At 65.6% G+C, this 25,358-nt stretch carries 20 protein-coding genes; 14 read left to right on the top strand and 6 right to left on the bottom strand.

Annotation, left to right across the window (positions count from 1 at the left end; translation table 11 throughout):
* The first annotated feature begins 5 nt into the window (after nt 1–5).
* The 5 genes from ACZ50J_RS22815 to ACZ50J_RS22795 all read left to right on the top strand — a co-directional run bounded on the left by ACZ50J_RS22815 (nt 6) and on the right by ACZ50J_RS22795 (nt 5,034).
* The gene (locus tag ACZ50J_RS22815; RefSeq protein WP_464301584.1) at nt 6–1,649 is read left to right on the top strand and encodes an ATP-binding protein; all 1,644 of its coding nucleotides are present in this window, start codon (nt 6–8) and stop codon (nt 1,647–1,649) included.
* Entirely contained in the window at nt 1,649–3,535 is a 1,887-nt protein-coding gene (locus ACZ50J_RS22810) for a type IV secretory system conjugative DNA transfer family protein (RefSeq protein ID WP_464301583.1), read from the top strand. Before ACZ50J_RS22815 ends, ACZ50J_RS22810 begins: the two co-directional genes overlap by 1 nt.
* Nucleotides 3,532–4,347 carry a hypothetical protein gene (locus tag ACZ50J_RS22805; protein WP_464301582.1) on the top strand — a complete coding sequence of 272 codons (816 nt, stop codon included), beginning with the start codon at nt 3,532–3,534 and terminating at the stop codon, nt 4,345–4,347. The genes ACZ50J_RS22810 and ACZ50J_RS22805 overlap by 4 nt, the downstream gene beginning before the upstream one ends.
* 5 nt (nt 4,348–4,352) lie before the next feature.
* Nucleotides 4,353–4,601: a hypothetical protein gene (locus tag ACZ50J_RS22800; protein WP_464301581.1), complete on the top strand. Its 249-nt coding sequence runs from the start codon at nt 4,353–4,355 to the stop codon at nt 4,599–4,601.
* Between the two features lie 130 nt (nt 4,602–4,731).
* A complete protein-coding gene (locus ACZ50J_RS22795) occupies nt 4,732–5,034 on the top strand; it encodes a hypothetical protein (RefSeq protein WP_464301580.1) in 303 nt (100 codons plus the stop codon).
* A gap of 482 nt (nt 5,035–5,516) precedes the next feature.
* On the opposite strand, the gene ACZ50J_RS22790 is transcribed toward ACZ50J_RS22795, so the two are convergent.
* The 3 genes from ACZ50J_RS22790 to ACZ50J_RS22780 all read right to left on the bottom strand — a co-directional run bounded on the left by ACZ50J_RS22790 (nt 5,517) and on the right by ACZ50J_RS22780 (nt 9,567).
* Nucleotides 5,517–6,794 carry a chloride channel protein gene (locus ACZ50J_RS22790; protein WP_464301579.1) on the bottom strand — a complete coding sequence of 426 codons (1,278 nt, stop codon included), beginning with the start codon at nt 6,792–6,794 and terminating at the stop codon, nt 5,517–5,519.
* A gap of 154 nt (nt 6,795–6,948) precedes the next feature.
* Nucleotides 6,949–8,154: an NAD(P)/FAD-dependent oxidoreductase gene (locus ACZ50J_RS22785; protein ID WP_464301578.1), complete on the bottom strand. Its 1,206-nt coding sequence runs from the start codon at nt 8,152–8,154 to the stop codon at nt 6,949–6,951.
* A gap of 36 nt (nt 8,155–8,190) precedes the next feature.
* A complete protein-coding gene (locus ACZ50J_RS22780) occupies nt 8,191–9,567 on the bottom strand; it encodes a rhodanese-like domain-containing protein (protein WP_464301577.1) in 1,377 nt (458 codons plus the stop codon).
* Between the two features lie 141 nt (nt 9,568–9,708).
* Between ACZ50J_RS22780 and ACZ50J_RS22775 the strand changes: the two genes are divergently transcribed.
* Nucleotides 9,709–10,053: a DsrE family protein gene (locus tag ACZ50J_RS22775; RefSeq protein WP_464301576.1), complete on the top strand. Its 345-nt coding sequence runs from the start codon at nt 9,709–9,711 to the stop codon at nt 10,051–10,053.
* A 35-nt stretch (nt 10,054–10,088) separates the two neighbouring features.
* Nucleotides 10,089–10,859 carry a GntR family transcriptional regulator gene (locus ACZ50J_RS22770; RefSeq protein ID WP_464301636.1) on the top strand — a complete coding sequence of 257 codons (771 nt, stop codon included), beginning with the start codon at nt 10,089–10,091 and terminating at the stop codon, nt 10,857–10,859.
* 87 nt (nt 10,860–10,946) lie between these two features.
* Here ACZ50J_RS22770 and ACZ50J_RS22765 read toward each other — a convergent pair whose 3' ends face one another.
* Nucleotides 10,947–11,348, bottom strand: coding sequence for a cytochrome c oxidase subunit 4 (locus ACZ50J_RS22765; protein WP_464301634.1), 402 nt, complete (start codon nt 11,346–11,348; stop codon nt 10,947–10,949).
* Between the two features lie 158 nt (nt 11,349–11,506).
* Between ACZ50J_RS22765 and ACZ50J_RS22760 the strand changes: the two genes are divergently transcribed.
* Genes ACZ50J_RS22760 through ACZ50J_RS22745 form a run of 4 tightly spaced genes read left to right on the top strand, consistent with a single transcriptional unit; the run spans nt 11,507 to nt 14,313 of the window.
* A complete protein-coding gene (locus tag ACZ50J_RS22760) occupies nt 11,507–12,184 on the top strand; it encodes an ArsR/SmtB family transcription factor (RefSeq protein ID WP_464301633.1) in 678 nt (225 codons plus the stop codon).
* A 5-nt stretch (nt 12,185–12,189) separates the two neighbouring features.
* Nucleotides 12,190–12,675 carry a hypothetical protein gene (locus tag ACZ50J_RS22755; protein WP_464301632.1) on the top strand — a complete coding sequence of 162 codons (486 nt, stop codon included), beginning with the start codon at nt 12,190–12,192 and terminating at the stop codon, nt 12,673–12,675.
* A 52-nt stretch (nt 12,676–12,727) separates the two neighbouring features.
* Complete coding sequence (locus ACZ50J_RS22750; RefSeq protein ID WP_464301631.1) at nt 12,728–13,423, top strand: DsbA family protein; 696 nt, start codon at nt 12,728–12,730, stop codon at nt 13,421–13,423.
* Nucleotides 13,420–14,313, top strand: a complete 894-nt coding sequence (locus ACZ50J_RS22745) for a cytochrome c biogenesis CcdA family protein (RefSeq protein ID WP_464301630.1) — start codon at nt 13,420–13,422, stop codon at nt 14,311–14,313. Before ACZ50J_RS22750 ends, ACZ50J_RS22745 begins: the two co-directional genes overlap by 4 nt.
* A gap of 400 nt (nt 14,314–14,713) precedes the next feature.
* On the opposite strand, the gene ACZ50J_RS22740 is transcribed toward ACZ50J_RS22745, so the two are convergent.
* Entirely contained in the window at nt 14,714–16,885 is a 2,172-nt protein-coding gene (locus ACZ50J_RS22740) for an MMPL family transporter (RefSeq protein WP_464301629.1), read from the bottom strand.
* 89 nt (nt 16,886–16,974) lie between these two features.
* Between ACZ50J_RS22740 and ACZ50J_RS22735 the strand changes: the two genes are divergently transcribed.
* The 3 genes from ACZ50J_RS22735 to ACZ50J_RS22725 all read left to right on the top strand — a co-directional run bounded on the left by ACZ50J_RS22735 (nt 16,975) and on the right by ACZ50J_RS22725 (nt 18,925).
* Nucleotides 16,975–17,391, top strand: coding sequence for a DUF302 domain-containing protein (locus tag ACZ50J_RS22735; RefSeq protein WP_464301628.1), 417 nt, complete (start codon nt 16,975–16,977; stop codon nt 17,389–17,391).
* On the top strand, nt 17,375–17,635 hold the full coding sequence (locus tag ACZ50J_RS22730) for a metal-sensitive transcriptional regulator (RefSeq protein WP_464301627.1): 261 nt from the start codon (nt 17,375–17,377) through the stop codon (nt 17,633–17,635). The genes ACZ50J_RS22735 and ACZ50J_RS22730 overlap by 17 nt, the downstream gene beginning before the upstream one ends.
* 144 nt (nt 17,636–17,779) lie before the next feature.
* Nucleotides 17,780–18,925 (top strand): IS30 family transposase, encoded by a 1,146-nt coding sequence (locus ACZ50J_RS22725; protein ID WP_464301635.1) that lies wholly within the window; start codon nt 17,780–17,782, stop codon nt 18,923–18,925.
* Nucleotides 18,926–18,997: 72 nt separating this feature from the next.
* On the opposite strand, the gene mobF is transcribed toward ACZ50J_RS22725, so the two are convergent.
* Nucleotides 18,998–24,988: a MobF family relaxase gene (gene mobF, locus ACZ50J_RS22720; RefSeq protein WP_464301626.1), complete on the bottom strand. Its 5,991-nt coding sequence runs from the start codon at nt 24,986–24,988 to the stop codon at nt 18,998–19,000.
* Nucleotides 24,989–25,358: the final 370 nt, after the last annotated feature.

The following is a 25,358-nucleotide window of genomic DNA, read 5'->3' as shown; positions in this document are numbered from 1 at the left end:
CGGTCATGAGTACGACGCTACGCAAGCACACCGGCAAGACCGGGCAGCACCGGATGCGGTCCCGGCTCGTGCGATCACGCACCGACAAAGGCCAGTCGTTTCAGGACGCGTTCGCCGAGCAGGGCGTGCAATTCCCGCTGGCGCCCGAGACCCCGCCGGAACCAGGCAAAGACCGCCGGGTGGACTTTCCACTGCGCCCCCAGCGCCGTGGCGTGTTCCGCCCCGGCTACGGGTGGCAGGCGGTCGGGACGCCACAAGGGCGGGTCTACCGGTCCACGACCGACCAGGTCGGGGGCGTGTTCCCGTTTCTGACCGCTTCGCCCATGCCGAAACAGGGAGCACCGCTCGGCTACGTTGCAGCGACCGCCACAGGGTTCTACGTCGACCCGTGGCAATGGGTGCAGCTGGGGTTGGTCAGCAACCCGAACCTAATGATCCAGGGCAAACCCGGACAAGGAAAGTCCGGGACAGTGAAGGCCATCATCCGCCGGGCGCTGCGGCACGGCGCGCGAGCATTCGTCCCCGGCGACCTCAAAGACGAATACGTGCTCGTGTGTAAAGAGTGGGGCGTCACCCCGTGGCAGGTAGGTCCGGGCATGCCCACCCGGATCAACCCACTGGATCCCGGTCCACTGGCCGCGAACTGGCGATCGCTGAGCCAGCAGACCCGCGACGAGCGATGGGTCGACATCCGGGCACGGTGGCTCGTGCTGCTCGAGGGGCTGCTCGGCGCTCAGGACGTGGCGGTCACCTCCACCGTCCAAACGGCGATCGCCGCTGTCGTGGACGAGCTGACCGGCGCCGCCGCCGGCGGCGGCAACGTCACCGCCGTGCCCGACATCATCATCCCGCAAGTGTGGAAAGCCGCCTACGACCCCAGCGACCACCTCCTGAAGCAGCTTCGCTATGACAGCGAACGCGACTACTACGCGGATCTGCGACCGATGGTCACCGGCCTCAACGTGCTCGTCAACGGTGCACTGAAAGGCATGTTCGACGACCACACCACCATCGATGTCGACTGGAACGCCCCGATCCAGTCACTGTCAATGAAGCGCCTCAAAGAGATGGCTGACGACAAGGTCATCGGCGTTGCGTTGACGTGCGCCAACTCGTGGGTGTCCGGCATGACCGCGGTCAACCCAACCGGGCAGCCGATCTACATCCCGCGCGACGAAGTCTGGCGCGTGATGCGGCTCGGGGTGAACGCGGTCAAGTCGCTGGACTCCAACCTGCGGCTGTCACGCGATGAGCGCAAGATCGAGATGCTGATCATGCACAAACCCTCGGACCTGAGCAGTGTCGGCGCGGCCGGTAGCCAAGAGGCGGCGATCGCCGAAGACTTCTGGGCGTTGTGCGACACCAAAGTCTCCCTCGGGCACGACAAGACGATCGCTCAGACAACCGGGGAGAAGTGGGGCCTGTCCTCACAAGAACAGGCAGCCATCGCCGGATGGTGTCGCCGCAAGAAGGGCCGCGCCCTGTGGCGCATCGGCGACCACTCGCTGCGCGTGGAAACAATGCTCGCACCGCACGAAGAGAAGTACCTGTTCAACACCAACGACCGCACCGATTACGGCGAATCCCAAGTTGCCGCAAGCACGCCGGACGCGGGCGATGATGCCACCACAGAAAACGAGGTGTCGTGATGGCGCGCACCGTACACACCACACAACGGCAGGATCTTCGCCCCGTCGCCCTGCTGCTGATGATCGTCGCCGTCGTCGCTGTCGCGGCGCTGATCCTGGTCGGCGGCGGCATATCGGGGTTGTGGTGGACCGGCCACTGGGCCTGGCCGTCAGGCCACCTCTTCGACGCCCTCGGGTCACTGCTGACCGACCCTGGCCACCCTTCCGCTGCATACCCCGAATCGGCGAGCATCCCCGCAGCTCTAGGGTTCTGGATCACTGTCGGTGCGGTCGAGATGGCCTTCCTCTTCGTCGCGACCTTCGCTGTCGTTGTCGCTGTTGTTCGCCGTGGTGAGTACGGAATGATGACCCGATCGCGGATGAAGAAGGCCATGAAACGAGGCCGGTTCCCGGGGCCATCAGACCGGTTCAAGTTCATGCTCGGCAAACAATGGAACGCCGCGCTGAGCCGCAGCCGGCCGTTGATCGCACCCGTGGGCCGCTACCTGGGGTTGAAGTTCTCCCCGCTGCCGAACGATGCGGCCCTGGTGGTCGCACCGCAGCAGTCCGGTAAGACCACCCGTGTCGCGGTCGGCCGGATCAAGGACGCACCCGGTGCGGTCGTCACCACCGGCACGAAGGTCGACATCGTCGACCTGACCGCGGGTTTCCGCGAAGTGCTGGATGCTGACCCGGCCAAATCCCGGTGGGTGCACATCTTCGACCCAGACGATCTGACCGGGTGGCCCGACCTGTGCCGGTGGAACATCGTGCTCGGCTGCGAGGACTCTCGCGAGGCCGAGACCCGCGCCGCGGCGATGATCGCCGCCGCACCATCACTCGAAGGCAGCGGCGGTAACACGGCGTTCTTCAAGGGCCAGGCAACCACGGTGCTGAAGTGCTTTCTGCACGCGGCTGCACTCGATGGCAAGACGATGCGCGACGTCTACCGATGGGCCAACAACTTCTCCGACACCGAGCCCTACCGGATCCTGACAACGCACCCTGGCGCGATCGCCGACTGGCACCAAGAGCTGAGCAACGCGACCGGGTCCGATGCCCGGGAAACGGTCGGGTCGACATCGCTGACCCTGGCCGGGGCGCTGGGGTCGCTGTCGCGGCCGGAAGTGATGGACCTGGTCTGCTGCGAACCGGCGCACAGTTTCAACATTCAACAGTTCATCGACCGTGGCCGCGACACCCTCTACGTGCTGTCCGAAGGAGGAGCGGGAGTGACCACAGCGCCGTTGGTGACCGCGTTCGTGTCCTCGATCATCCGTGCCGCACGCCGCCACAGCCAACGATTCGGCAGCGGTCGGCTGGAGCCGATGATGTCATTCGTGCTCGACGAGGCCGCGAACGTGGCCCCTATCCCGGAGATGGGGATGATGCTGTCCGACGGTGGCGGCCGCGGCATGTCCACCTGGGCAATCCTGCAGTCGTTCAGTCAAGCCCGAAAGCGCTGGACTGAGCACGGCTGGGGCGAGATGTGGGGCGCCAGCAGCCTGAAACTGATCCTGCCCGGATGCAGCGAAACCGATGACCTGGAAAAGGTTTCGCGCCTGGTGGGCGAACGCAAAGTCGTCGAGGAAAGCTTCAGCTCCTCAGGGCTGTTCGGATCCGGCAACGTCAGCTCGAACCGGTCAACCCGCCTCGAGCGGATCATGCCGGTCGACGCCATCCAACAACTGGACGACGGCACCGGACTATTGATGTGGAAGAACGCCGGCAACGCCGTGATCAACCTGCCCGCCTGGTGGGAGCGCGACGACCACGCCGACTTCGAAGACAGCATCCGCAGCGTGCAGATCCGGTGCGGTCGAGCGGACAAGAACTCATCAGCCGGCGGTGACCCATTGGTGTCGCAGCAGACCCGTGACGCCCTAGTGTCCGGGAAACAGCGATGAGCGATTGGACCGATGACGCCGACGCACCGCCTCCGGGCGACTTCGGTGGAAGCGCCGGCGGTGGACTCACCCTGAGCGAACTGGTCGCCAAGACCGACGACCTGTGCGCCGAGACCGAGGAGGTCCTCGACAGGCTGGACGCTGCCGAGCGCTCGGTGCAGGGCCTGGTCGAATATTTGCAGGAGGCACCAGCTGGTGGTGCCTGGTGCTGGCGCTACCTCGATCCGTACGAGACGCAAGCGTTGTTCATCGAACTGCGCGACTGGGTCGACTGGATGGTCGTCCGATACAACGTCGATGAGTACGTACGGCCGTGCTGGTTCCGACACGGAGTGGCGATCGAGGAGCTCACCGCGTTGTACGTGGCCTGGCGATCCACCTACAAGGAGAAACCACGGGCCTACAGCGACGACCTGACTGCTTTTCACGACCGTTGGTTCTGGCACGCTTTGGAACGGTTGAAGACCTACAGGGTGTTCAAATCGTGCACTCCGATCCAGCACGTTGACGACAATGAGCAGCTCACCACGCGCAGCGAAGACTTCGATCCCTTCACCGCCAGCTTGGTCGCGCACGTGACGGCCGGCGCTGACGCCGACACCGTGCATGCGGCGATCGATGCCGGCGACGCGGATCCGCTCGACCCGAAGGATCCGACATCGCCGGTGCGGTGGAACGGCACTTGGTGGGCGATCCTCGCGAACTCGCCGAACGGGCTGTGGGTGCCGCGGCCTGCACACGTGTGTGCCGCGTTCGAAGACCTCTTCGCAAAGCTGCACCCGCCGAAACCCGCTGAGGGCCAAAGGAATTGACGACCATGGACGAGCGCGAAACTGAACCGGTTTCGGACACGCAGCACGTCGGCGAGAACTTGGACGCCGCCACCGCGTTGATCCGCGCCGACCGGCGGCGGCTGGAAAGAAGAGCATTGAAGGAAGCACGGCGTGCTGCACGTGCAGCACGCGGATGGGACGACCGACCAATCTGTGCCGAGACACAAGTCCTCGTGAACGGTCAGCCTTCGACGGTGTCGCAGCTGGCCAAGCAGCAACGCAGCCAGGACTAGACGGTATGGCGCGACCGCAGCCGGGCTAACTGCGCTAACGCTGCTATGCCCTGCTGAACTTGCTCAACGCGTCTGCCGCGTTGCTGCGGTACCTATCGTTCATCGCGTGAGGTCACGCGATACTTCCGGGATGGTTCGTCCCATTGCTGCGCAGCTGGCCGTGCCGCTGGCGCGCGCGAAGGACCTCACCCCGTTGGCGTCGATCCTGCACGTCCTCGGGACACGGGCACGCTTGGAGACCCTGCAGCTGCTGATCGACGGGCCGAAGCTGTCGGCCGATCTGCCGGCGCGAACGGACGAGTTGCACATGCTCGAGGACATAGGTGTCATCAAGTCGGAACGGTTGGGCGAGGGCCGAGTGACATACGAGTGGGCATTGGTGCCGGGTGCGCTCGACCGGATCGCACGGTGCTTGTCGGACGGTCAGCTGTGATCGCGGCGGAGAAGTGGGACACGAAACGTGTAGCCGAGCACCTGGGCGTCGGTACGAAAACGGTGAGTTCGTATTTGGCGCGCGATCAGATGCCTATACCGGACGGGCGCGAGGGTCCACACAAGCGGCCGTGGTGGTGGTCGACCACCATTACCGGTTGGGAGCGGCCCGGTCAGGGTGTTGGCGGGGGGCCGAAGTCAAGATCACGCGGCAGGCGATAGGGGGAACACGGACGACGGCTGCGATGGCCCTCTTGTCGAGACGCGGCGAAGACCACCTGAATCGGCAGCCCCGTCCGCAGTGTTCCCGCAAGGCGCGCCCGTCCCGGTGAAGATGTCCGGACAGGTCTTACGGCACCCACATTGCCACGCCTCGACCAGACCGCGTTCTGACTTGCGGGTTCACCGTTTGTGGAACGTCTAACGGGATCGGTGGCTGTTTCCGAATTGGTCGCCTGGGTTGATCGTTTTGTTTGCCGGTAGTTACTCGGTCGAGGAAATCGGTGGTGATGTCGGTGATGGTGGCAACGCTCTTGGTGTGTCGTTTCCGTATGACCCGTCCGTCGGACGCGCTTCTTCGGGCCGGTTGTACTGCGATCGCCGACTGGGTCGGGGCAGCGTTGCTCTGTTGTTGAGGTAACTGGTGCCGAGGGCGGTGATCACGAAGCAGGCCAGTTCCCAGGTTGCGGGGTGTGCTAGTTCGAAGGTGAACATGGCCGCGAAGAGCGGAGCCTTCTGCGTGGTGGCTAGGCACCCGACTGCGGCGATGAGGGCGAAGCTGGGGACGTCGACGGGGAATCCTGCATTGTGCAGGACGATCGCGACGACCGCCCCCATGGCGGCGCCGGTGGCCAGGGATGGGGTGAGTAGGCCACCTGTCGCGCCGGCGCGTAGGTATCCGGCGGTGGCGACGGGTTTGAGGACGATGAGCGTTGCGAGTAGGGCCAGCGAGCGATTGCCGTCGGCGATTGCGTCGATGACTGCTTTTCCGTTGCCGAAGAGTTCTGGTGCCCACCATCCGGCGATGCCGAGTGTTATCCCGGTTGCGCCGAGCGACAGGATCAGCCGGGGTGTGGCTGCCGTGGGGTGTCTGCGGGCGGTGTGGGTGAGGCGGGTGAACGCGCGCCCGAGTATGAGGCACGGGATGATGGCGACGACGGACCAGATTGCTACCGGGGCCCAGCCGGATGTCATGGGCGGCAGTTGGTAGGTGGGGCCGGTGCCGTGGATGAGCCACAGGATGCTGGTCCCGATGAGGGACACTCCCACGGTGATTGCGATTGTGCGTGGTCGTCGTGTGCGCAGGATGATTTCGAGGGCGAATACTGCGCCGGCGATGGGTGTGTTGTAGACGGCGGATAGCCCGGCACCGGCGGCACCGGCGATGAGGGATTGCCGATCGATGTCGGCTAGCCGAAGGCGGCGAGTGGCAGTCGCGGCGAGCACGGCGGCGCTTTGCCGGGGCGCTCCTTCGCGGCCTATGGAGGCGCCGGATCCGACGACCAGCACCTGCAGGAGGGCATCCGCCAGGACCGTGCCGATTCGTTGCGCTGCGGCGGGCTTGTGAACCAGATCGTTCAGGGAGGGCACGTTCCGGCGGCGGCGAAGCAGCCACCACCCGGTGCCGGCGAGCAGTCCTCCGCCGGTGGTGGCGGCGACGCGGCGCCACCACGGCGTGGCGTGTACACCGGTCAGGAACGAGCCGTGGCCGTACCCGAATGCGCACCGTTCGATGAGGTGCAGCAAGAACGTCAGGGCCACCCCGGCAAGCCCTGATAAGACCCCGGCAATCAGGATCGCCGCGCATAGTCTCAGCCCGCCTCGGACGCGAGACTGTTTTGTCGTGGTTCCCGGCATGCTGCTGTGGCCGCGGGGTTGGGTGGGTTCCGGTGGGTGTGGCCGTTGCCGGGCCGGGTTAGGCACGGCCTTTGAGCATCGCGTTCCAGTACATCGCCGGCAGTCCGTACCGTTTCAGGTACCACATGTCGCGGCGTTCTTTGGTGGTGTCGATGAACTTGAAGGTCGGCGCGGGTTGCATCGTGTAGTCAAATTCGGCCAGCAGCATGGTGTGCCGGGACGTGGTCAGCGGGCAGGATGCGTACCCGTCGTACCGGCTGACCGGTGTGTCGCCGCGCAGGAGGTTTCGCACATTGTCCGCGACGACGGGCGCCTGCTTGCGAATGGCGGCACCCGTTTTGGAGTTCGGGGTCGATCCGGCGTCGCCGAGCGAGAAGACCTCGGGGTACCGGGTGTGCTGCATGGTTTCTTTGTCGACCTGCACGTACCCGGCCGGGTCGTCGGGTCCGGCCAGCGGTGAGGCCTTGACCCAGTCGGGCGCGGACTGCGGTGGTACGAGGTGTAGCAGGTCGTAGGTCAGGGTCTCGTCTGTCCCAGCGTCGTGGTCGCTGATGACAGCTTGCCGGGCTTGGGGATCCACACCGGTCAGTTCGGACTGGGTGCGGACTTCAATGCCGTACCGGGCCGCGACGCGTTCAAGTTCGTCAGAGAACACTTTCACCCCGAACATTCCTGGTGTGGGCAGCACCAGCACGACACGGATATCGGACAGCACGCCCTGCTCGCGCCAGTAGTCCGCGGCGAGGTAGGCGATTTTCTGTGGTGCACCAGCGCATTTGATTGGCTTGGACGGCATCGTGAAGATCGCGGTCCCGGAGCGCAGATTACGGATCAGTTCCCAGGTTTTGGGTGCGTGTGCGGGCGAGTAGTTGCTGGAGACGTATGGGGTGTTCAACGCCTCGGCCATCCCGGGAACGCCGTCCCAGTCCAGCTGGATACCGGGGCAGACCACCAAGGCGTCGTACTCGATGGTGCTGGCGTCTTGCAGCGTGATCTTGTGATTGTCGGGGTCGAATCCGGTGGCTGCTTGCTGCACCCACGTCGCTTTCTTCGGCATCACCGATGCTTCTGGCCGGCCGGACTCGTCCATCGGTGCTCGACCGCCGCCGACCAGCGTCCATAACGGTTGGTAGTAGTGCGTGACCGCGGGGTCGAGCACTGCGACGTCGTTGATGCCGTGGTGCAGCAGGCGGGCGGCGACGCTGATCCCGGCCGTTCCGCCGCCGACAATAGCGACGCGGTGGTGTGTGGTGTGTGCATTCATGGCTGGCCTCCATGGCCTGTTGAAGGTGGTGCGTTGTCAGTGCCCGTGGTCGTGCACGATCTCGATGCCCTGTCGTGCGGCATCGTCGAAGTCGTCGTCGATGAGGACCACGTCTCGCCCGGCACGGTCCAGCAAACTGGCGGCGATGGAGGCCCGGTATCCCGAGCGGCAGTGCACCCACAACCGCCCGGCGGGTAGCTGCGGCAGGTCAAGGAGCAATCGGTGGAGGGGAACGTGCGCAGAGCCGGCGATGTAGCCGCCGGTTCGTTCATCGGCACGGCGGACGTCCAGCACGATGTCTTGCGGTGCTTTGGCGCTGAGGTTGGCGAACGTCACCCGGGGGTAGTGCGCCCGATCAGCCGCACCTGCGATGTCGTCCAGGTCGCCTGCAGCGGCACCTGCGAGCTGATCGATTCCGATCCGGACGAGTTGGCGTTGGGCATCGGCGATCTGTTCTTGCGACTCGCCGATCAGGGTGAGGGGGGCACCCCACGGTGCCAGCCACCCCAGGTAGGTGGAGAACTGTTGGCCCAACTCGATGCCGACGCTGCCGGCCATGTGATCGGCTGCGTACGCGCGCCGGTCTCGTAGGTCGACGACCCACTCACCGGCGGTCAACCGCCGGATCAGTTCCTGCGCCTCAACGGGCATCGGAGAACTTAAATCCACTGCGCCGGGACCCTGCTGATTCAACGGGCCCATGTGGGCGTAGTAGGCGGGATAGGCCGTCAACCCGGCGACCAGCCTGCGCACGAAGTCGTCTTCGTCCGGGTTGGTCAAAGCATCGTTGGTGCGCCGCTCGGTACCGATAGTGCTGGCATCGGCACCCGTGGTGGCGCCGGAGGAGCAGAAGCTACCGAAGCCGTGCGTCGGATACACCGCGGCATCTTCGGGCAACAGCTCCGCCAGTCGCCGGGCAGAACGGTACTGCGCGTGCGTCAGTTCTTCGGTTCGATCAGGATCGACCAGATCGGTGCGTCCCACACTGCCGAACAGCAGCGACCCACCCGTGAAAACCGCTGGCGTGGCCGCCTCGTCGTTGGCATCGGTAATCACATAGGACAAGTGAGTGTCGGTGTGTCCGGGGGTCGCAACGGCCTGCACACGCATCCCACCAACCACCAGCACGTCGCCGTCACCAAAAGCGCGCCGGTCAAAACTGACCGGGTCGGCGGCATTGACCACGTAGGGGGCCTGGTGACGTTGCGCAAGCACGTACCCGCCGGTGACATAGTCGTTGTGCATGTGCGTTTCGGCGACTGCACCGACCGCGACGTCGCGGTCCGCCAAGACCTCCTCGACGCGGTCCAGATCCCGTTGCGGGTCGATAACCACCGCGACGTGCCCGTCATCCACCACGTAGCTGCGGTTCCCCAGCTCAGGAGTCTCGATCTGAGTGATATGCACCGTCATGCCAACCTTCTTCCGATCGCTGCGCGCGTCCATCCAGCCTGGTCGAGGCCGGCTCGTGCGACGTGAGTCAGCGGCAGATTGCGCTCCCGCTTCATATGTACGTACATTAACGGTATGTCGTCATGGCCACAAGATCAGCGCGTGAAGTCCGTAGTGGTGCACGCCGGCACCGCGGATATCGCGGCGATGACCCGTCAGGTCGAGAATCTGCACGCCGCGGCGCCGGACGCAGCCATCGACGTGGTCGCCCTGGGCGCGGGGATCGATATGGCGCTGGCGCAACAAGTACCCGAGGCGGCCGCGTTGCGAACCTCCCGAGTCCGGCAGCTGCTGGCCCACGGCGTGCGGGTGCTGGCTTGTGCCAACACGATGCGCAGCAGAGGATTAACTGCGTCGGACCTGATCAGTGGTGTGTCCGTGGTGCCCTCAGGGGTGGCGGAACTGGCTAGTCGCCAGTGGGACGGCGCCGCGTACCTAAGGTTGTGAACGACCAGGACTCGGAACGGAAAGCCATCAGGAAGATGCCTGCTATCGATCGAGCCGGCCGCGCGCCACTGTGGCGCCAAATCCGCGAAGACCTCTCCCGGCGCATCGCCGAGGGAGAATTCACCGGCGCGTTTCCGGCCGAGTCCGAACTTCAACAGCACTATGGCGTTAGCCGGCAAACCGTCCGGCAGGCTCTGCGCCAGCTGCGTGAAGATGGCATCGTCACTGCCGAGCGCGGCAGAACGCCGCGGCTGGCGACGCCCACGGAGATCGAGCAACCTGTCGGCGCCCTGTACAGCCTTTTCGAGTCGGTCCGGGCTGCCGGGATCAGCCAACACAGTGTTGTTCGCGCGCTTGCCATCACCACCGACGCCCACGTCGCCGACCGCCTCGGCCTGAGCCTCGACAGCTCCTTGTTTCACCTAGCCCGGCTGCGCCTGGCCGGTGACGAACCGCTCGCTCTCGACGACGTCTGGCTGCCGGCCGATGTGGCGTGTCCGCTATTAAACGTCGACTGGCACAACACCAGCCTCTACGACCAACTCGACCAGCAGTGCGGCATCCGGCTCACCAGCGGCCAGGAGCAACTACGAGCAGCCGTCCCCACGGCGCACGTTCGCGAACTGCTGCACATTCCGCCCTCAGAAGCGGTCTTTTGCATCGACAGACTCGGAATCTCACACAATCAGCCCACCGAATGGCGACAAACCATCGTGCGCGCCGATCGATTCAGCATGATGGCCGACTTCGACGCGCGAACCGGATACCGCATAGCGGTGCACCGAGCAGCTGGACCTGGCTCCTGATCGGGCAGCGGCCACACGCAGGCTGAATTCAACACCCCGACGGGCGAATGTGACCGCCTCACGCTGTAAGCCGCCCCGTTCGAGTACTCACAAAGAATGTTCCCCGTGAAAGTATTCGAACACCCAGCCAATCGCAGTCAGCGCCACAAACGGGACAGCGAGCATCACTAGCCACCATCCCACCGCAAGCCCCAAGGCGATGACGGCAAGCGAGGCGGCCAGGAACAACGGCCACCACGAGTGCGGGCTGAAGAAGCCGTAGTCGCCCTCCACGTCGCCTTGCTCGCCGGACGGGTCATCGTCCGGGCGCAGGTCGATCTTGCGGCCGGTCCACCACAGAAAACCACTGATCAGCAGACAGGCCATACCGGTCAGGTAGAAGGCAACCGCACCGACCGGTTCGCTCCAATGGCTGAAAACACCGTAGATCGTGCCGACGGCAAGCCCGTACACGGCCAGTAGCAAAAAGATCTTCGTTTCAACTTTCACGCTTACTCCTTTGCCAACCTCGCGGGTGCGGCGTGCCCTGCCTCGGACTCTACCGACACGCAGTGCGCGCCGTGACTCTGTGCCACGCCCGCAAGCCGAGGGGGCCGGGCTTGCCGTCAGGGAGGCGGTATGGCACGGTTCCAGTATTCCAGATATTCATGGAGGATGTAGTGGGTGCGCGAACTCGGTTGTTCGAAGAGCTCTCAGTGGTTGGCAAGGCGTTCGGTAGTCCTCGGCGGCTGGAGATCATCGAGCTCTTGGCACAGAGCCCGCATTCGGTGGAGGAGATCGCGCGGGCGCTTGACCAGCGGTTGAGCACCGTGTCGGCTCATCTGCAGATCCTGAGGGCATCGCGGTTGGTGAGTTCACGACGCGATGGCACACGTGTCATCTATCGACTTGCCGGGGAAGACGTAGCAGACCTGTTCGCAGCGCTGGGTGTGGTGGCACGTGTGCACTCACCTGATGTGACGGTGGCGCGTCGGGCCTACCTGGGTGCGGGCGATGACGGACCGGAAGTGATCACTCGTGCTGAGCTCATGGAGGTTTTGGGGACTCCGGAAACCACGCTGCTTGATATCCGGCCGTCGGAGGAGTTCGACCAGGCTCATCTACCCGGTGCGGTGTCGATGCCGCTGGAAAAGTTCTCCGGGTCACTTCAGCAGCTACCCGCCGGAAATCTCATTGCGTACTGTCGCGGTGCCTACTGCCTGCTGGCACACGACGCAGTCGCACTGTTGACAGCCGCAGGCCGAGAGGCCAAACGCCTAGAGGACGGGATCCTTGAATGGCGTTTGGCCGGTCTGCCGCTCGAGCGAACCGCTCAAGGGGTTTGAGCGACATGGGTCAGGCTCTGGCGGCGATCCGACACTGGGCTCCGCGGCAGTGGGGCATTACCGGTGCCGTGACGGTCCTGGCCGTGGTAGTTGTTGCCATCCCCACCGATCTACTCTCGAACCCCTTGTTCCGGCGAGATATAGCGCCGCAGTGGTGGGCATGGCCGGCGCTGCTGGTGTCCAGCCTTCTAATGGGGCTGCTGATGGCGACGTACGTTGCGTCGCCGTCAGCAGCCGAATCGGCCGAGACATCCGCGCGGCCAGTGCGGCACGGGACAGCGGCAGGCCTTCTGACCTTCTTCGCTGTTGGTTGCCCCGTGTGCAACAAGATCGTGTTGATGGCATTGGGGTACGCCGGGGCGATCAGTTTCTTCGAGCCGGTACAGCCGTTCCTGCAGCTGTTGGCCATCGCCTTGCTGCTGTGGGCACTGCGGGCCCGTCTGACCGCGCAGACACAGTGCCGGGCCAAACAGCCTCAACCAACGACGTGAGGACAGACCCCTAATGAGCAAGCCAAATACAGATGCCACACAGCGTCGCGTAATGACCCCGTTACTCGTGGCTTTCGTGGCAGCTGTGGTCGCAGTCGTTGCCTTCATCGCCACCCGACCCGACAACTCGACGAACTCCTCAAAGTCAGCAAGCGATCAGACGGCCTCGGTATCAGGAGGCGATGTACCCAAGGAATTCCGGCACCTCGCACGCCGGCAGACCGCTGACCCGCTTGCTCAAGGCAAAGCAAACGCTCCAGTGGTGATGGTTGAATTCTCCGACTTCCAGTGCCCCTACTGCGGTCAGTTCGCACGCACCACCGAGCCGAAACTCGTTGACAAGTACGTCAAAAAAGGCGTGCTACGCATCGAGTGGCGTGACTTTCCCTACTTCGGCAAGGAGTCCTACGATGCGGCGCTGGCAGCGCGAGCAGCCGGCAAACAAGGCGGTTTTTGGAAGCTCCACGATGCGCTGTACACGCATCAGGCACCGCCCAACAGCGGGGAGCTCACCACCGACCGGATCGTGTCGTTGGCCACTTCAGTCGGTTTGGACGGGGCCAAGCTTCGCGCCGATATGCGCGACCCGAAGCTCGCCACGGCAATCAAAGCTGACTTCACGCAAGGCCAGAAACTCGGAATCAGCGGTACGCCTGCTTTCGTGATCAATGGAACGCCAGTCATCGGAGCCCAACCACTCAGCGTCTTTGAGAAAGCGATCGAGCAGGCAGCCAAGGACCAACAGTGAACAACGTCAGCTTGCTGTCGGCACTGGCCGCAGGAACCCTGTCGTTATTGTCACCATGCAGTGCTCTGTTGCTGCCATCATTCTTCGCCTACGCATTCTCTAGCAGACGCGCACTGCTCGCCCGGACCACCGCCTTTTACGTCGGACTTGCGCTCGTACTAGTGCCGCTGGGCACAGGCACAGCAGCAGCATCGAGGCTGATGTATGGCCACCGCGGACAACTGATCCTGATCGCTGGCTGGATCATCATCGGCATGGGCGTAGTTCAGCTGCTCGGCGGCGGCTTCCGCCTCCCACTGACCGCACGCCTGCAAACCTGGGCGGCATCCCGCGGCGCCGGCCGCGGCGGTTATCTATCAACAGTCGCCCTGGGCGCGGTATACGGGCTTGCAGGATTCTGCTCAGGGCCGGTACTCGGAGCAATCCTGACTATGGCCTCCACCCAAGGGTCCAAAACTCTCGGCGGGGCCCTGTTGGCCGTGTACGCACTGGGCATGGCACTGCCGCTCTTCGTGCTCGCATGGTTCTGGGATCGCTTCCATCTAGGGCAGCGCTCATGGATTCGGGGAAAAGCCTTTAACATCGGACCGTTTCAGGTCCACACGACCTCGCTTGTCTCCGGCGCCCTGTTCATCGTCATCGGCGTGCTCTTCCTGCTCTACGACGGCACCGCAGGCCTGACCGGCAGCCTTGGACTCTCCGACACCACCGGCCTGGAAGCAAGCGCCCAAGAGGCGATCTCGCGCGTCACGGAAGCCGTCCCAGTCTGGGTTTTCCCGCTGATGATCGCAGTCGTGGCATCCGCTGTTGCTTTTTCCCGATCCCGGCGGCAGGCAACACCATTGCACGGTGAATGTAGCGGTCCGCGCCACGACCGCACTCGTGAGTGAAGGCTTGCTCACCCCTCAATTCTCTTCGCCTCGGTGGCACTCCTTCCCAGCGAACCCTCTACACGGTGGACGCGGACTCAACTTGCCAAAGCTCCGCAGCAGCCTGGGCGGGTCATCACCGGCCGAGGAACCGCCGCCAGGCGGAGCTCTTAGAGTTCTGCGGCGGGTTCGGGTGTCCGGGGCAACGGTCAGCTGGCGGGATCTGGCCCATGACTTGGTCGACGTGGCGGCCGCAGCCAGCCCAAGTGGTCTTACCGCACTGCTTGCAGCGGATGGGTCGACACATGATGCAACTCCTGTCACTTATAGCCCTGTGCGGGCCGGTTCGATCGGTTCGGTGAGAGTTCACCGACGGTGTCATCGTCGGGCGCTGTGGCTACGCGTGTTGTGCAGTGGCTCCTTAGTGCGAGAAGCGGATGGTGGGCAGGATTCGGCGCAGCCAGGACGGGCATGCCCAGGCCGCGCGTCCGGTCAAGCGCAACAGCACTGGCAGCAAGATGAGGCGCACCAGGAAGGCGTCGAGCAGGACGGCGACGCCAAGGATGACGCCCATCTCCTTGGGTGGTAGCGGTCCGGACAGGGAGAAGGTAAAGAAGACCGCGACCATGACGGCTCCGGCGGCGAAGATCACCCGCCCGGAGTGCGCCACGGCGCCGACCATCGCCTCGCGCGGGTCACCGGATTTCTCCCAGTGTTCTTTGGCGGAGGCGAGCAGGAAGACGGTGTAGTCCATCGCGATCGCGAAGATCATCGCGAAGAAGAAGACGGGCGCCCACGCGTCCAGGAAGCCTTGGGGCTCGAAGCTGAACAGGCCGTGCAGGTGCCCGTCCTGGAAGATCAGGCGCGCCACCCCGAAGGCCGCGGCGGTCGACAGCAGGCTCGCCAGGGTGCCCAGTAGTGCGATCAATGGTGCTTGCAGTGCCACGAGGAGCAGCACGAACCCGAGGCTCAGCACGATGCCGATGACCCATGGTGTCGAGCGATCGAGTTGGGCCTTGAGGTCGAGGTTCTCGACCGCGGCACCACCGACGACCGCTCCGTGGGGGAGGGTGGAGCGCAACCGGTCGACGGTGTGTTCCAGGCCGGGGTCGGACGGGTCCGTCTTCGGCATTGCCTGGATCAGGGTGTATGGCGTGCCGTCGGTGGCCGGTTGGGATGGAAGAATTGCTGCTATCCCACGGTCCGTGGCCACGGTCGCCGCAGCGGTCTTGGCTTCGTGAGCGGGCGCGACGATTTGGAGTATCCCCGGCGCGCCGGGACCGAATGCTGTTTGGACGCGGTCGTATCCGATTCGGGCGGCTGCGTTGTCGGGTAGGACTTTGATCGAGGGCATTGCGGTGCGTAGGCCGGTGATCGGTGCGGCCAGGGCGAGCAGCACGACCAAGGCCGCCAACCCGTACGCGAGGGGGCGGCGCCACAGTCGCTGGCCCCATTTCTCGAAGGCCGGTGACCGGTGCTCGGCTACGCGAGCCCATGGCAACGCCAGTTTGTTGATCCGGGTATCGAGGCTGCCGAGCACGAGCGGGAGCAATGTCAGCGTGGCGGCCAGCACGAAGACGACGGCGAGCATGATGCCGCCGGCCATGGACCGGAACGCCGGCGACGGGACGATCTCGACGGCGGACAACGACACCAGCACCGTCAGCCCCGACAGCAGCACAGCCTTGCCCGCAGTGTCCATCGTTTCGGCGACCGCGCTCTCCCGGGTGGCGTCAGGGGCTGCGCGGGCCGCGCGGTAGCGCACCACGATGAACAGGGCGTAGTCGATACCCAGTGCGAGGGCGAACATCATCGCGAAGTTCATCGCCCAGATCGAGACCGGCACGATTTCGTTGATCAACACCAAGGACCCGGCCGAGGCGACGAGGCCCGCCAGGGTCAACAGCAGCGGCAGGCCGGCCGCGACCAACGCGCCGAAGGCCAGAACCAGGATCGCGAGAGTGATCGGCCAGGACAGCATTTCCGACTTCAGCATCGCATCGAGGTTTGCAGTGTTGAAGTCGGCCCACAGCTGTGACGACCCGGTCGGAGTCACCTGAATGCCGTTCCCTGACAATGCGGTGAGCTCGGGTTTGAGATCCACGGCCGCCCGGACCATGTCATTCGTGTCAGCGCCGGCGCCACCGAGCACGATCGCCGTGCGACCGTCCTTACTCAACGTGGCACCAGGCTGCGGCGCGATCACCGCGGCAATCCGGTGATCACTACGCAACGTCTGCTCCACGGCATGAATCGCCCGCTGCCCCTGGGATGAGGACAGGCGACTGTCGTTGCTGTGAACGACCACCTGCAACGCAGAGCTCGCGTTGCCGCCGAAGTGATCCTGCGCGAGCTGCCGGGCAGCCACCGACTGCGAACCGCTGGCCTGCCAACCGGCTCCGGACAAGGAAGCCTCGACCCGGGGCGCGAACAGGCCCAGTCCGACCACGATCAGCACCCACAGGACGAGCGTCACACGGGCATGGCCGAGCACCCTCAGTCCGAGGCGTCCCAACGGCCCCGCAGGACGGCGATCGGAGGGCTCGTCCTTCCCGTGCGATGCCGCAGCGGCTGTTGACCGGGTAGATGTCATGGCTTCCTCTCTAACCCCCTGGGGGGATACGCTGAGGACAGTACCTAACCCCCTGGGGGGTTGCGCAAGTCAGTTGAGGAGAGATGAGCATGAAAGCCTTCACAATGCGGGTGACCGTCGAGCAGGGCTACGACCTGACGGTGGCCCGGGTGCGCGAACTGCTCGCCGACGCCGGATTCGGCGTCCTGACCGAGATCGACCTGGCTGCCACGCTGCAGGCCAAGCTCGGCGTCCTGGTCGCACCACGCATCATCCTGGGCGCGTGCCGCCCGGAACTGGCTCACCAGGCACTCATCGCCGACCCACGGGTCGCCACGCTGCTGCCCTGCAATGTCGTGGTCAGCGCAGAGGGTTCCGGCAGTGTCGTCGAGGTCTTCGACCCTGTCGTCATGACCGAGTTCAGCCCAGTGCTCGATGACGTCGCCGGCGAGGCACGAGCGCGGCTGTCCATGATGATGGATGCACTGACCAACGACCAGAAGGACCGCGATGCAACTCGAGCCTGATGAGATCACCGCGATCATCACCCGCCTCAAACGCGCCAACGGACACCTGGCCTCCGTCATTCGGATGCTGCAGGACGGCGCAGAATGCGAAGACGCACTCACCCAGTTGGCCGCGGTGAACAAAGCCATCAGCCGCGGCGGGTATGCCCTTGTGGCGACGGGACTCGAACAGTGCATCGCCGAAAGCGGCCGCGAAAGCGTGGACACCAAGAAACTGGAGAAACTGTTCCTCGCACTCGCCTAAGGCGAGTAGGCCACGTCGGCCGTGCTGTCCCGTAGAGCGATGGCGGGCTCAATCGGTCGTTGCAACACCCCTTTGTTTGTGAGGTGTCGCGAAGTGTGGTCGAAGAAGGAAATTCGTGAGAAGAAGGCCCGGTTCTGGGTGCTGATGGCTGCGGGGTCGACCCTGCAGGCGGCCTGTGATGCTGTGGGCGTGGATCGAGTATCGGGCCGCCGGTGGCGGCAAGCGACGGGCGGGCGGATCCCGCGTAAGAAGCCCGAGCCGTCGGGTCGGTACCTGAGCCTGGACGAGCGGTTGCGGATCGCTGATCTGCACCTGGCCGGGACCGGGGTGCGGGCCATCGCCCGGCAGATCGGCCGCCCGGCCTGCACGGTCAGTCGTGAACTGGCCCGTAACGGTTCACGACCGGACGCGCGGGGCCGGCGCAAGTACGCGCCGTACGCGGCACAGCAGCGGGCCGAGCTACGGGCCCGGCGCCCGAAGCCGAGTAAGTTCGAGCACGCCGAGTTGGCGCAGGTGGTCCAGACCAAACTGTGTGTGAAGTGGAGTCCGGAACAGGTCAGTGATCACCTCGCCAGGACGTTCCTTGACCGTGCGGAGATGCGGGTGTGCCCCGAGACGATCTATCAGGCGTTGTACGTGCAGGGCCGGGGTCATTTACGCGCTGACCTGCATCAACACCTACGCACCGGGCGGGCGGTGCGCCGCCCGCGGCGCTCCACCGTCAAGGGGCCTTCGGGCAAGATCCCGGACATGATCATGATCAGTGACCGGCCTGCAGAGGTCGCCGACCGGGCCGTACCCGGCCACTGGGAAGGCGACTTAATCCTGGGATCGAACTGCCGCTCGGCGATCGCCACCCTGGTCGAGCGCCAGACCCGGTTCACGATGCTGGTCCACCTGCCCGATGGGCACGGCGCGATCGCGGTGCGTGATGGTCTGTTGGCCGCGATCAAGACCTTGCCGGAGCACCTGCGTAAGTCGTTGACCTGGGATCAGGGCAGCGAGTTGGCTCAGCACCAGCAGATCACTCTGGCCACGAAGATGGCCATCTATTTCTGTGACCCGCACAGCCCGTGGCAGCGGGGATCGAATGAAAACACGAACGGGTTGCTGCGCCAGTATTTCCCCAAGGGCACCGACCTGTCGGTCCACTCACCCGAGCGGCTGCTTGAGGTTGCTACCGAGCTCAACGACCGCCCCCGCAAGACCCTTGGCGGCATCACCCCGGCCGAAGCCCTGCAACGTCTACTGCATGACCCGGAAACTCCCCCTGTTGCAACGACCGCCTGAATCCGCCGATCCGCAATTGGAACACCAGGCCCTTGCTGTTGGCTGCCGCCGCTGACGTGAATCTCGATGCCGTCACGGGGTGATGATGTGGCTGGGCCCGTCGTGGTCGCGGCCGCGGTCCAGATCGACGTCCTTGTCTTCATCGTTGCCTGGGGTGTTGCCCAAGAGTTTGTCGATGTCGTCACGGACGCGCGCCATGGTTTCGCGGGCGATGCGGTGGGAATCGCGTACGGGCTGTGGCGTGGCGGTGAGGTCGGCGTCGACCTGGTCCAACTCTCGTGCGGCAGCCTGGGCAGCGCCGGGAGTTAGGCGGTGTTCGGTCCAGCCGACTGCGGAGATGATGGTGGAGTGCCACAACTGTTCGCGAGTGTGCGCGGGCATGTCGACACCCGGGTCAGTACCGGGGTTAGCGGCGACGATTTCGGCGGTGGCTTTCTCGATCGTCTTGGGCCAGGTGTTGGTCGGCAGTTCGGCGATGATCTGCCCGACACGTTCGGGCACGGTCTGAGTGGCCTGGTGCTCCGGGTCGTCGGCCCTCCCTGCGGCGATGGCGTATGCCAGGGGAACGATCGCGCGGTCGGCGGTGTCGAGGGTGCCGGCCAGCACTCGCATCAGATCGACGTCTTGCTCCCATAGTTCGGCGGGGTCTTTGACGCTGGCCGGCATGGTCACGGCGCGGACCTCGACCCACCGGTGCGCCATGGCGGTGATGGTGTCGGCGGTGGCCTTGTATCCGCTGCGGTCTTGGTCGAGCGCGGCCCACACGACCCCGTCGCGGGCGTGCGCTGCGATGCGGTCGGCCTGGTACTCGGTCATCGCGGTGCCCATGGTAGAGACGCCGATGCTGTCGTTGGTGCGGCCGACGGCGTCGCGGCCGGCGAGGGTGAGAGCGATGGCGTCGTAGGCACCCTCGGCGCGCACCACGGCCGGCGGCCGTGGTGCGCCAGCCTCGCGTGCCATCTGTCGTCCTTCCCACAGCCCAAACACTTGGTTCCCCTTACGGAACGCTGGCGTAGTCGCTGAGTTCTTGTGCCGGGCGGGGGAGTCTCCGGTCAGGTCGCGTCCGGTGAATCCGACGATCTGACCTTCCTCGTCGCGGATCCCGACCATGGCGCGATCGCGGAAGGTGTCCATCAGCAGCTCGCGTTTGTTCCACACGGCGAGGTTGGCGTCGACCAGCTCGGTGTCGGTGGCTTTGATGGTGCGGCGAAGGTGGTTGGTCAAGTCCCGCCACCCGCCGGGGGCGTACCCGACCGCGAACGGTGTCTCGGTCAGGTCGGTGCCGAACCGGGATCGCACATGGTCTTGGGCGGGTGATCCGTCGTACTTCGCGGCGAAGAAGCGCGCGGCCTCGGCGTTGAGCTCCAGGACGCGTTCGCGGCTGGTGGCAGCGGTCGGTTCTTCCAATCGCGCGGCTGATGGGGTAAATGCTGGCGCAGCGGCATACACCTCGTTGGTGTCCACCGCAGTGGGTGGTGTTTCCGGCACGGTCGGCAGCTGGGCATCCGCAGGGAACTTCCCTGGCGTGTAGCCGACGTGCTCTTGGTCGTTGTCGTAGTCCTCGGGCGGGGCGAGCTGGTCGAGCAGTTCATCCGGGTAGGTGCCGTTGTCGTATACCCCGGACGCTGGGGGCTCCACGTCAACGGCGGCCTCAGGGTCAACGTCGCCGGCAGCAGGGGAGTCGGGTGCGGCATCGTGTTCGGCGGCCAGGTCGGTCAGGAACGCTTGCATTTCGGAGTCGGCGAAGTCGTCTTCGGCGACATGCTGATCCGGGGCCTGTTCGGTGTCTTCGGCGGCGGCGATGTCGCCGACGCGCCAGGTGAGGACGTGGGTGAGTTCGTGCAAGGGGATGCGGCCGGTGCCGTCGTCTTGGCCGGGCTGGGGCAGGACGTCGGGGGAGATGAGGCCGGCGGCGGCGGTCACGACGTCGGCGGGGCTGGTGCCGGTCTGCCGGGCGACGGTGTTGACCGTGGCGACCAGTGTCGGCCAGGCCGGGTCGGCCATGACCCGGTCGGGCAAGGGCTGCGGTAGTGCGTCGCGGAGCGCGGTTTCCCAGTTGGTGCGCAACCGGCCCGTAGCGGATCCGGTGATGACGTCGGCGGCGGTCGTCGACCCCAGTTGCGGCAGGATCCGCGACCACAAGGCGGCCGCGACGTGCTCATCGGGCAGGGGCATAGCGACGGGTCCGTTGCCGTGCGCGGGGATGCCGAGCGCGGTGTTGATTAGTGCGGGGACGTCACGGCCGGCGGCTGCGGCTTGGTCCAGGTGCTCGCCGACGATGGGCCAGTGCCCATCGGAGAGGACGCGTGGCTCGAGGTCGCGCAACTGGGTCACGTAGGCCGCGCCGGGGGCGTGGGCGTTCGCGCCGTGATGGGTGCGGACCGCGGTCGTCAGCTGGTCTTGGTAGGTGCGTTCTCGGGTCGACAGCCGGGGCGGGCCGGTGGGGGTGGTGTCGGTGGCCGGGACCTGGTGCACGGCCCGCCAGACGGCGACCTTGCCGTGCAGTTCGGGCACATCGAGGATCGGCAGCTGCCATTTGTCGGCCTGCTCGGGTGTCACGTCGGTCACCGAGGCTGCGACTGCGTCGGCGTCGGAGGCGACCTGGTCGGCGCGGGCGGTCAGCCATTTCCCGTACTGCGGGTGGTCGGCTAACGCGGCCGGGACGCCGGGCATCCACGGCACCGGGCCGGCGGTTCGGGTGCGGGTTCCGGAGGGGTCGAGGCGCCAGTCCAGCACGGCGGCAACGTCTTTCGCGCCGTCTAGCCGGCGGCTGGAGGCTGCTTCGGCGAGGGCGGCGGCGGGGTCGGCGCCGTCGAAATGCAGTAGCAGCAAGTGATCGCGCAACGTCTCCCAGGCGGGCGCGCTGCTGACACCGGGGACGATCTTCTCGGCCTGTTCGGTCAGTTCCTCGATCTGCTGTGGGCCGGCGGCTTGCTCGGCGGCGTGTCCGAGGGCGTCGGCGTACCGTTCGGCCGATCGGGCGAGCAAGTGGGCCGGGTCGTGCTCGTCGCGCAGCATCGTGGTCGCGCTGATCGCGGCGCCGTCGCGGCCGATGACTTTCTCCAGGGTCTCGACCACGACCGGGGGCACCACGTGTCCGGGGGTGAGCATGTTGTGTTCGTCGCCGTCCCCACCGGTCGCGACGAACATGGTGTTCTCATCGGTGCCGCGGGTGATCCCGACATACGTGGATTGGCGGTCGTCCTTGTCGGTGATGATCGGCAGTCCGACGGTCACGGTCTGCCCTTGAGCGCCGTGGAAGGTGGCGGCATACCCCAGGTCGACGTGTTTGGCCACGTACTCGGCCGGCAACGTGACGGTGCGGCCGAGTTTGGTGTGCTGCGCCACGATCGACCCGTTCGACCGCACTTCCTGCACGGTCCACCGGTCACCGTTCTTGACGAACTTGGTGCCACCCAGGCGCAGTTTGCGCTGGTTCTTGCGGGTCACGATGGTGTCGCCGACCGATGCCTCGATGGACTGCTCGGACTGGCTCCGCAACGCCACGGCCGGTCCGACCGGGTCACCGGCGGTGGCGAGTTCGGTCAGGCGTGCCTCGCGGGCGCGGACGTTGAGCTGGTCGACCAGGCGGTGTTCGCGCGCCATCATCAGCGCGTCCTTGCCGCCTGCACGGTGCTGCTGCCATCGGGTGAACACCTGGTCGGGCAGGTCTGCTTCGCCGCCGGCGACGACTCGGCCGCGGTCGAGGTAGAACCCGAGTGCTTCGGTGTCCCCGGCACGCCATGCCAGGGTGGCCGCAGCCTCGCCGGGAGTGTTGAACCGGACGACTTCGCTCAAGGTGAGGGCGCCGACGTCGGAGGCGATGTTGCGCAGCACACCACCGGCGGCGACCGCGGCCAGCTGCTGGTCGTCACCGATCAACCGGACGGTTCCGCCGCGGGAGGTTACGTAGTCCACGGCCCGCGCGAGGTCGACGGTGCCGGCCATACCGGCCTCGTCGACGAGCACCAGCGTGTCCGGTCCGACCCGGTTGATCCACTCCGGTGTCTTGCCGGGGCCGCCGTTGATGTGGTGGATGAGCTTGGCCAACGTGTCGGCGTCGGTGTCGATCGACTCACCCAACACTTCGGCGGCGGCGGCCGAGGGGGCGAGGCCGATCACGGTGCCGCCGGAGTCCTGCCAGGCGCGAGTCAGGACCGACATCGCGGTTGTCTTGCCGGTCCCGGCCGGTGCCAGCGCCAGCTGCACGAACCGGTCGGAGGTGGCCATGTCTCGCACCAGTTGCGCCTGTCCGGCGTTAAGTGCGAAGTCGTGGTTGGCGGCATGTTCCAGCAACGCCATCTCGACAGTGCGCGGATCCAGGGTGCGGGCGCCGGTACGGCGAGCCGCACTCAGCAGGGAGTCTTCGGCGTCCAAAACCGCTGTGGTGGTGAACTGTTCGGAGAACTTCTTGCGGTACACCGACCGGGTTCCGTCGCGCATGTCGGCCGGTTCGGTGACCGGGTCGTAGGCGTCCAACCGCATCGACACGTCGGTGCCGGTGACGGCCTCGATCACGCGTTTCTTCGCGGTGGCGAACCCTTCCTCGCTCAAGCCCAGCGGCCGCAGCTTGTAGACCGTCGCCGAGCGCACGTGCGACATGTCGAACACGGCACGGGAGTCGGTGATGGTCGTCACGACCTCACCGGCCAGGTCCCGCACGCCGTGTTCGGTGAGCTGGCCACGGCGCACCAACTTCTCCCGGGCCTTCTCGGCAGCGGGCAGCTCGCGCTTCGCCCCGGCCTGTTTCGCGTGCGCGGGAAGGTCCGCCGGCGTGCCGTCGAACGGGGTCGGGAGGCTGTCCAAAACCGTCTGCGCGAACGGCAACCATTCGGCGTGCTGCTGGGCCATCGACCGTGGTTCGGCCTTGGCCTGCCTCGTGGCTTCGTGCGCGACTCGGGAGAGTTTGTACGCCTCTTTCGTCGTCGGCGGGCGGTGATACTCGGCCGTGAAATCGGCCGTCAGCTGCGCGAGCTTGGTCGCGATCGCGGCCTTGCGGGAGGACCACGCTTCCTGCAGTTCGACCGGGACACCGACGATTTCGCGGACTCCGCGTTTGCCGTCGCGGGCGCTGCCGGGACGTTCGGTCCACGCATAGCCGGCCTCGCGTGACTTGGCCTCCAACCGCTGGTTATACGCCTCGGACAGTGGCACCACCAGTTTGTGAATCACCTGCCCGTCGAGGGTCAGCCACTTGCCGTCGGTAGGGTCTTGGACCTTGTTCGAGACGGCGACGTGGGTGTGCAAATGCGGGTCGCCGTCGCGGCTGTCGCGGTGGGTGAACCGGGTCGCCATCAACCCATTGGTGCGCACTTGCCGGACGCCGGCCTTGCCGCGCCGGGTGAACACACCCTCGGTTTCGAGCTCGGCGAGAGTCTCGGTCACTGCGTCGTCGTGGATGCGTTGCAGGTTGGCTCGCTCGTCGGCGTCGGCCACCGCCCACAGCACCGAGAACGACTTCGGCGCCGCGAATGTCATGTCGTACCCGGCCACCGTCGTCTTCGCCGGGCGCGAGGACCGGGTGATGTGCGCGGACAATTCACGCGCGTCCAGCGGGTCGCGGCCGTACTGCTCGGCGAACGTTTCGCGGCCGACACGGGTGCGGATCTGTGAGCGCACATCGTCCGGGATCGGGTCTTTGCGGCGCAGACCGTTGTCCTTCAACCACGTGTTGTAGGCGCGGGTGACGCCGGTCAGGAACGGGTTGGTTGCCGTGTCTGGGTCGGTGAACGGTGTGCCCAATTGGGCTTGCTTTAGGGCGGATTCGGCGTCCATGCCGGTGGCGATCGCGTCGGCGGTGACCTGGTCGGCGTTGGGGTGCAGGCCTTCCCCGAACAGGGCTTTCATGTGGTCTTCGGTGACGACGTCGCCGGGCTCGATGCCGTGCCGGCCGGTCAACCCTTGCAGGCCCGAGCCCCACCACTGGCCCGGCTGTTCGCCCTTCTCGGAGTAGTAGTCAGCCAGCACCTGACCGTTCGTCTTGGTCAGGTCCTGGCGGGCGACCTGGTTGGTCAGATACGTGTATCCGGACCCGGCCGACAGCTTGTGGAGTGAGGCTCCCATCAGCGCACACCTGCCCGACGCACAGGGGAGGGGCGGTGGGCAGGCGTGGTCGCAACGACACCGAAAATCCGGTGGTCAACCATCGATCGCACCCCCGCTGAACGGGCGGTGCTCTCATTCCCAAGACCTAGGAAACCACACGGCGCGGCGTGGGGTCGAGCACGGCGCGCGAACGTGGACGATTGTCCAACTCACCGAGGGTGCAAGAGGTGCGTACAGTCTGAGTCCCTCCAAGAACCGCTGCCATTCACCACGACCACCTGAGAGTCCTTGGCACAACTGACGATTCGGATCGTCAACTCACCTTCGTCGTGGTCTAGTCGTTGCGTTAGGTGCGTTCCTGACAAGGTCACTTCCACGTTTCCGATCT

This window comes from Flexivirga sp. G2, from assembly GCF_055397625.1.
Note: the sequence above shows the minus strand (reverse complement) of the source record. Positions and strands in the feature narration are given on the sequence as shown.

Excerpts from the sequence above, each read along its gene's own strand:
- ACZ50J_RS22815 (WP_464301584.1), top strand. The coding sequence starts at position 6 with ATGAGTACGACGCTACGCAAGCACACCGGCAAGACCGGGCAGCACCGG.
- ACZ50J_RS22810 (WP_464301583.1), top strand. The coding sequence starts at position 1,649 with ATGGCGCGCACCGTACACACCACACAACGGCAGGATCTTCGCCCCGTC.
- ACZ50J_RS22805 (WP_464301582.1), top strand. The coding sequence starts at position 3,532 with ATGAGCGATTGGACCGATGACGCCGACGCACCGCCTCCGGGCGACTTC.
- ACZ50J_RS22800 (WP_464301581.1), top strand. The coding sequence starts at position 4,353 with ATGGACGAGCGCGAAACTGAACCGGTTTCGGACACGCAGCACGTCGGC.
- ACZ50J_RS22795 (WP_464301580.1), top strand. The coding sequence starts at position 4,732 with ATGGTTCGTCCCATTGCTGCGCAGCTGGCCGTGCCGCTGGCGCGCGCG.
- ACZ50J_RS22785 (WP_464301578.1), bottom strand. The coding sequence starts at position 8,154 with ATGAATGCACACACCACACACCACCGCGTCGCTATTGTCGGCGGCGGA.
- ACZ50J_RS22780 (WP_464301577.1), bottom strand. The coding sequence starts at position 9,567 with ATGACGGTGCATATCACTCAGATCGAGACTCCTGAGCTGGGGAACCGC.
- ACZ50J_RS22770 (WP_464301636.1), top strand. The coding sequence starts at position 10,089 with ATGCCTGCTATCGATCGAGCCGGCCGCGCGCCACTGTGGCGCCAAATC.
- ACZ50J_RS22760 (WP_464301633.1), top strand. The coding sequence starts at position 11,507 with ATGGAGGATGTAGTGGGTGCGCGAACTCGGTTGTTCGAAGAGCTCTCA.
- ACZ50J_RS22755 (WP_464301632.1), top strand. The coding sequence starts at position 12,190 with ATGGGTCAGGCTCTGGCGGCGATCCGACACTGGGCTCCGCGGCAGTGG.
- ACZ50J_RS22750 (WP_464301631.1), top strand. The coding sequence starts at position 12,728 with ATGACCCCGTTACTCGTGGCTTTCGTGGCAGCTGTGGTCGCAGTCGTT.
- ACZ50J_RS22740 (WP_464301629.1), bottom strand. The coding sequence starts at position 16,885 with ATGACATCTACCCGGTCAACAGCCGCTGCGGCATCGCACGGGAAGGAC.
- ACZ50J_RS22735 (WP_464301628.1), top strand. The coding sequence starts at position 16,975 with ATGAAAGCCTTCACAATGCGGGTGACCGTCGAGCAGGGCTACGACCTG.
- ACZ50J_RS22730 (WP_464301627.1), top strand. The coding sequence starts at position 17,375 with ATGCAACTCGAGCCTGATGAGATCACCGCGATCATCACCCGCCTCAAA.
- ACZ50J_RS22725 (WP_464301635.1), top strand. The coding sequence starts at position 17,780 with ATGGCTGCGGGGTCGACCCTGCAGGCGGCCTGTGATGCTGTGGGCGTG.
- mobF (WP_464301626.1), bottom strand. The coding sequence starts at position 24,988 with ATGGGAGCCTCACTCCACAAGCTGTCGGCCGGGTCCGGATACACGTAT.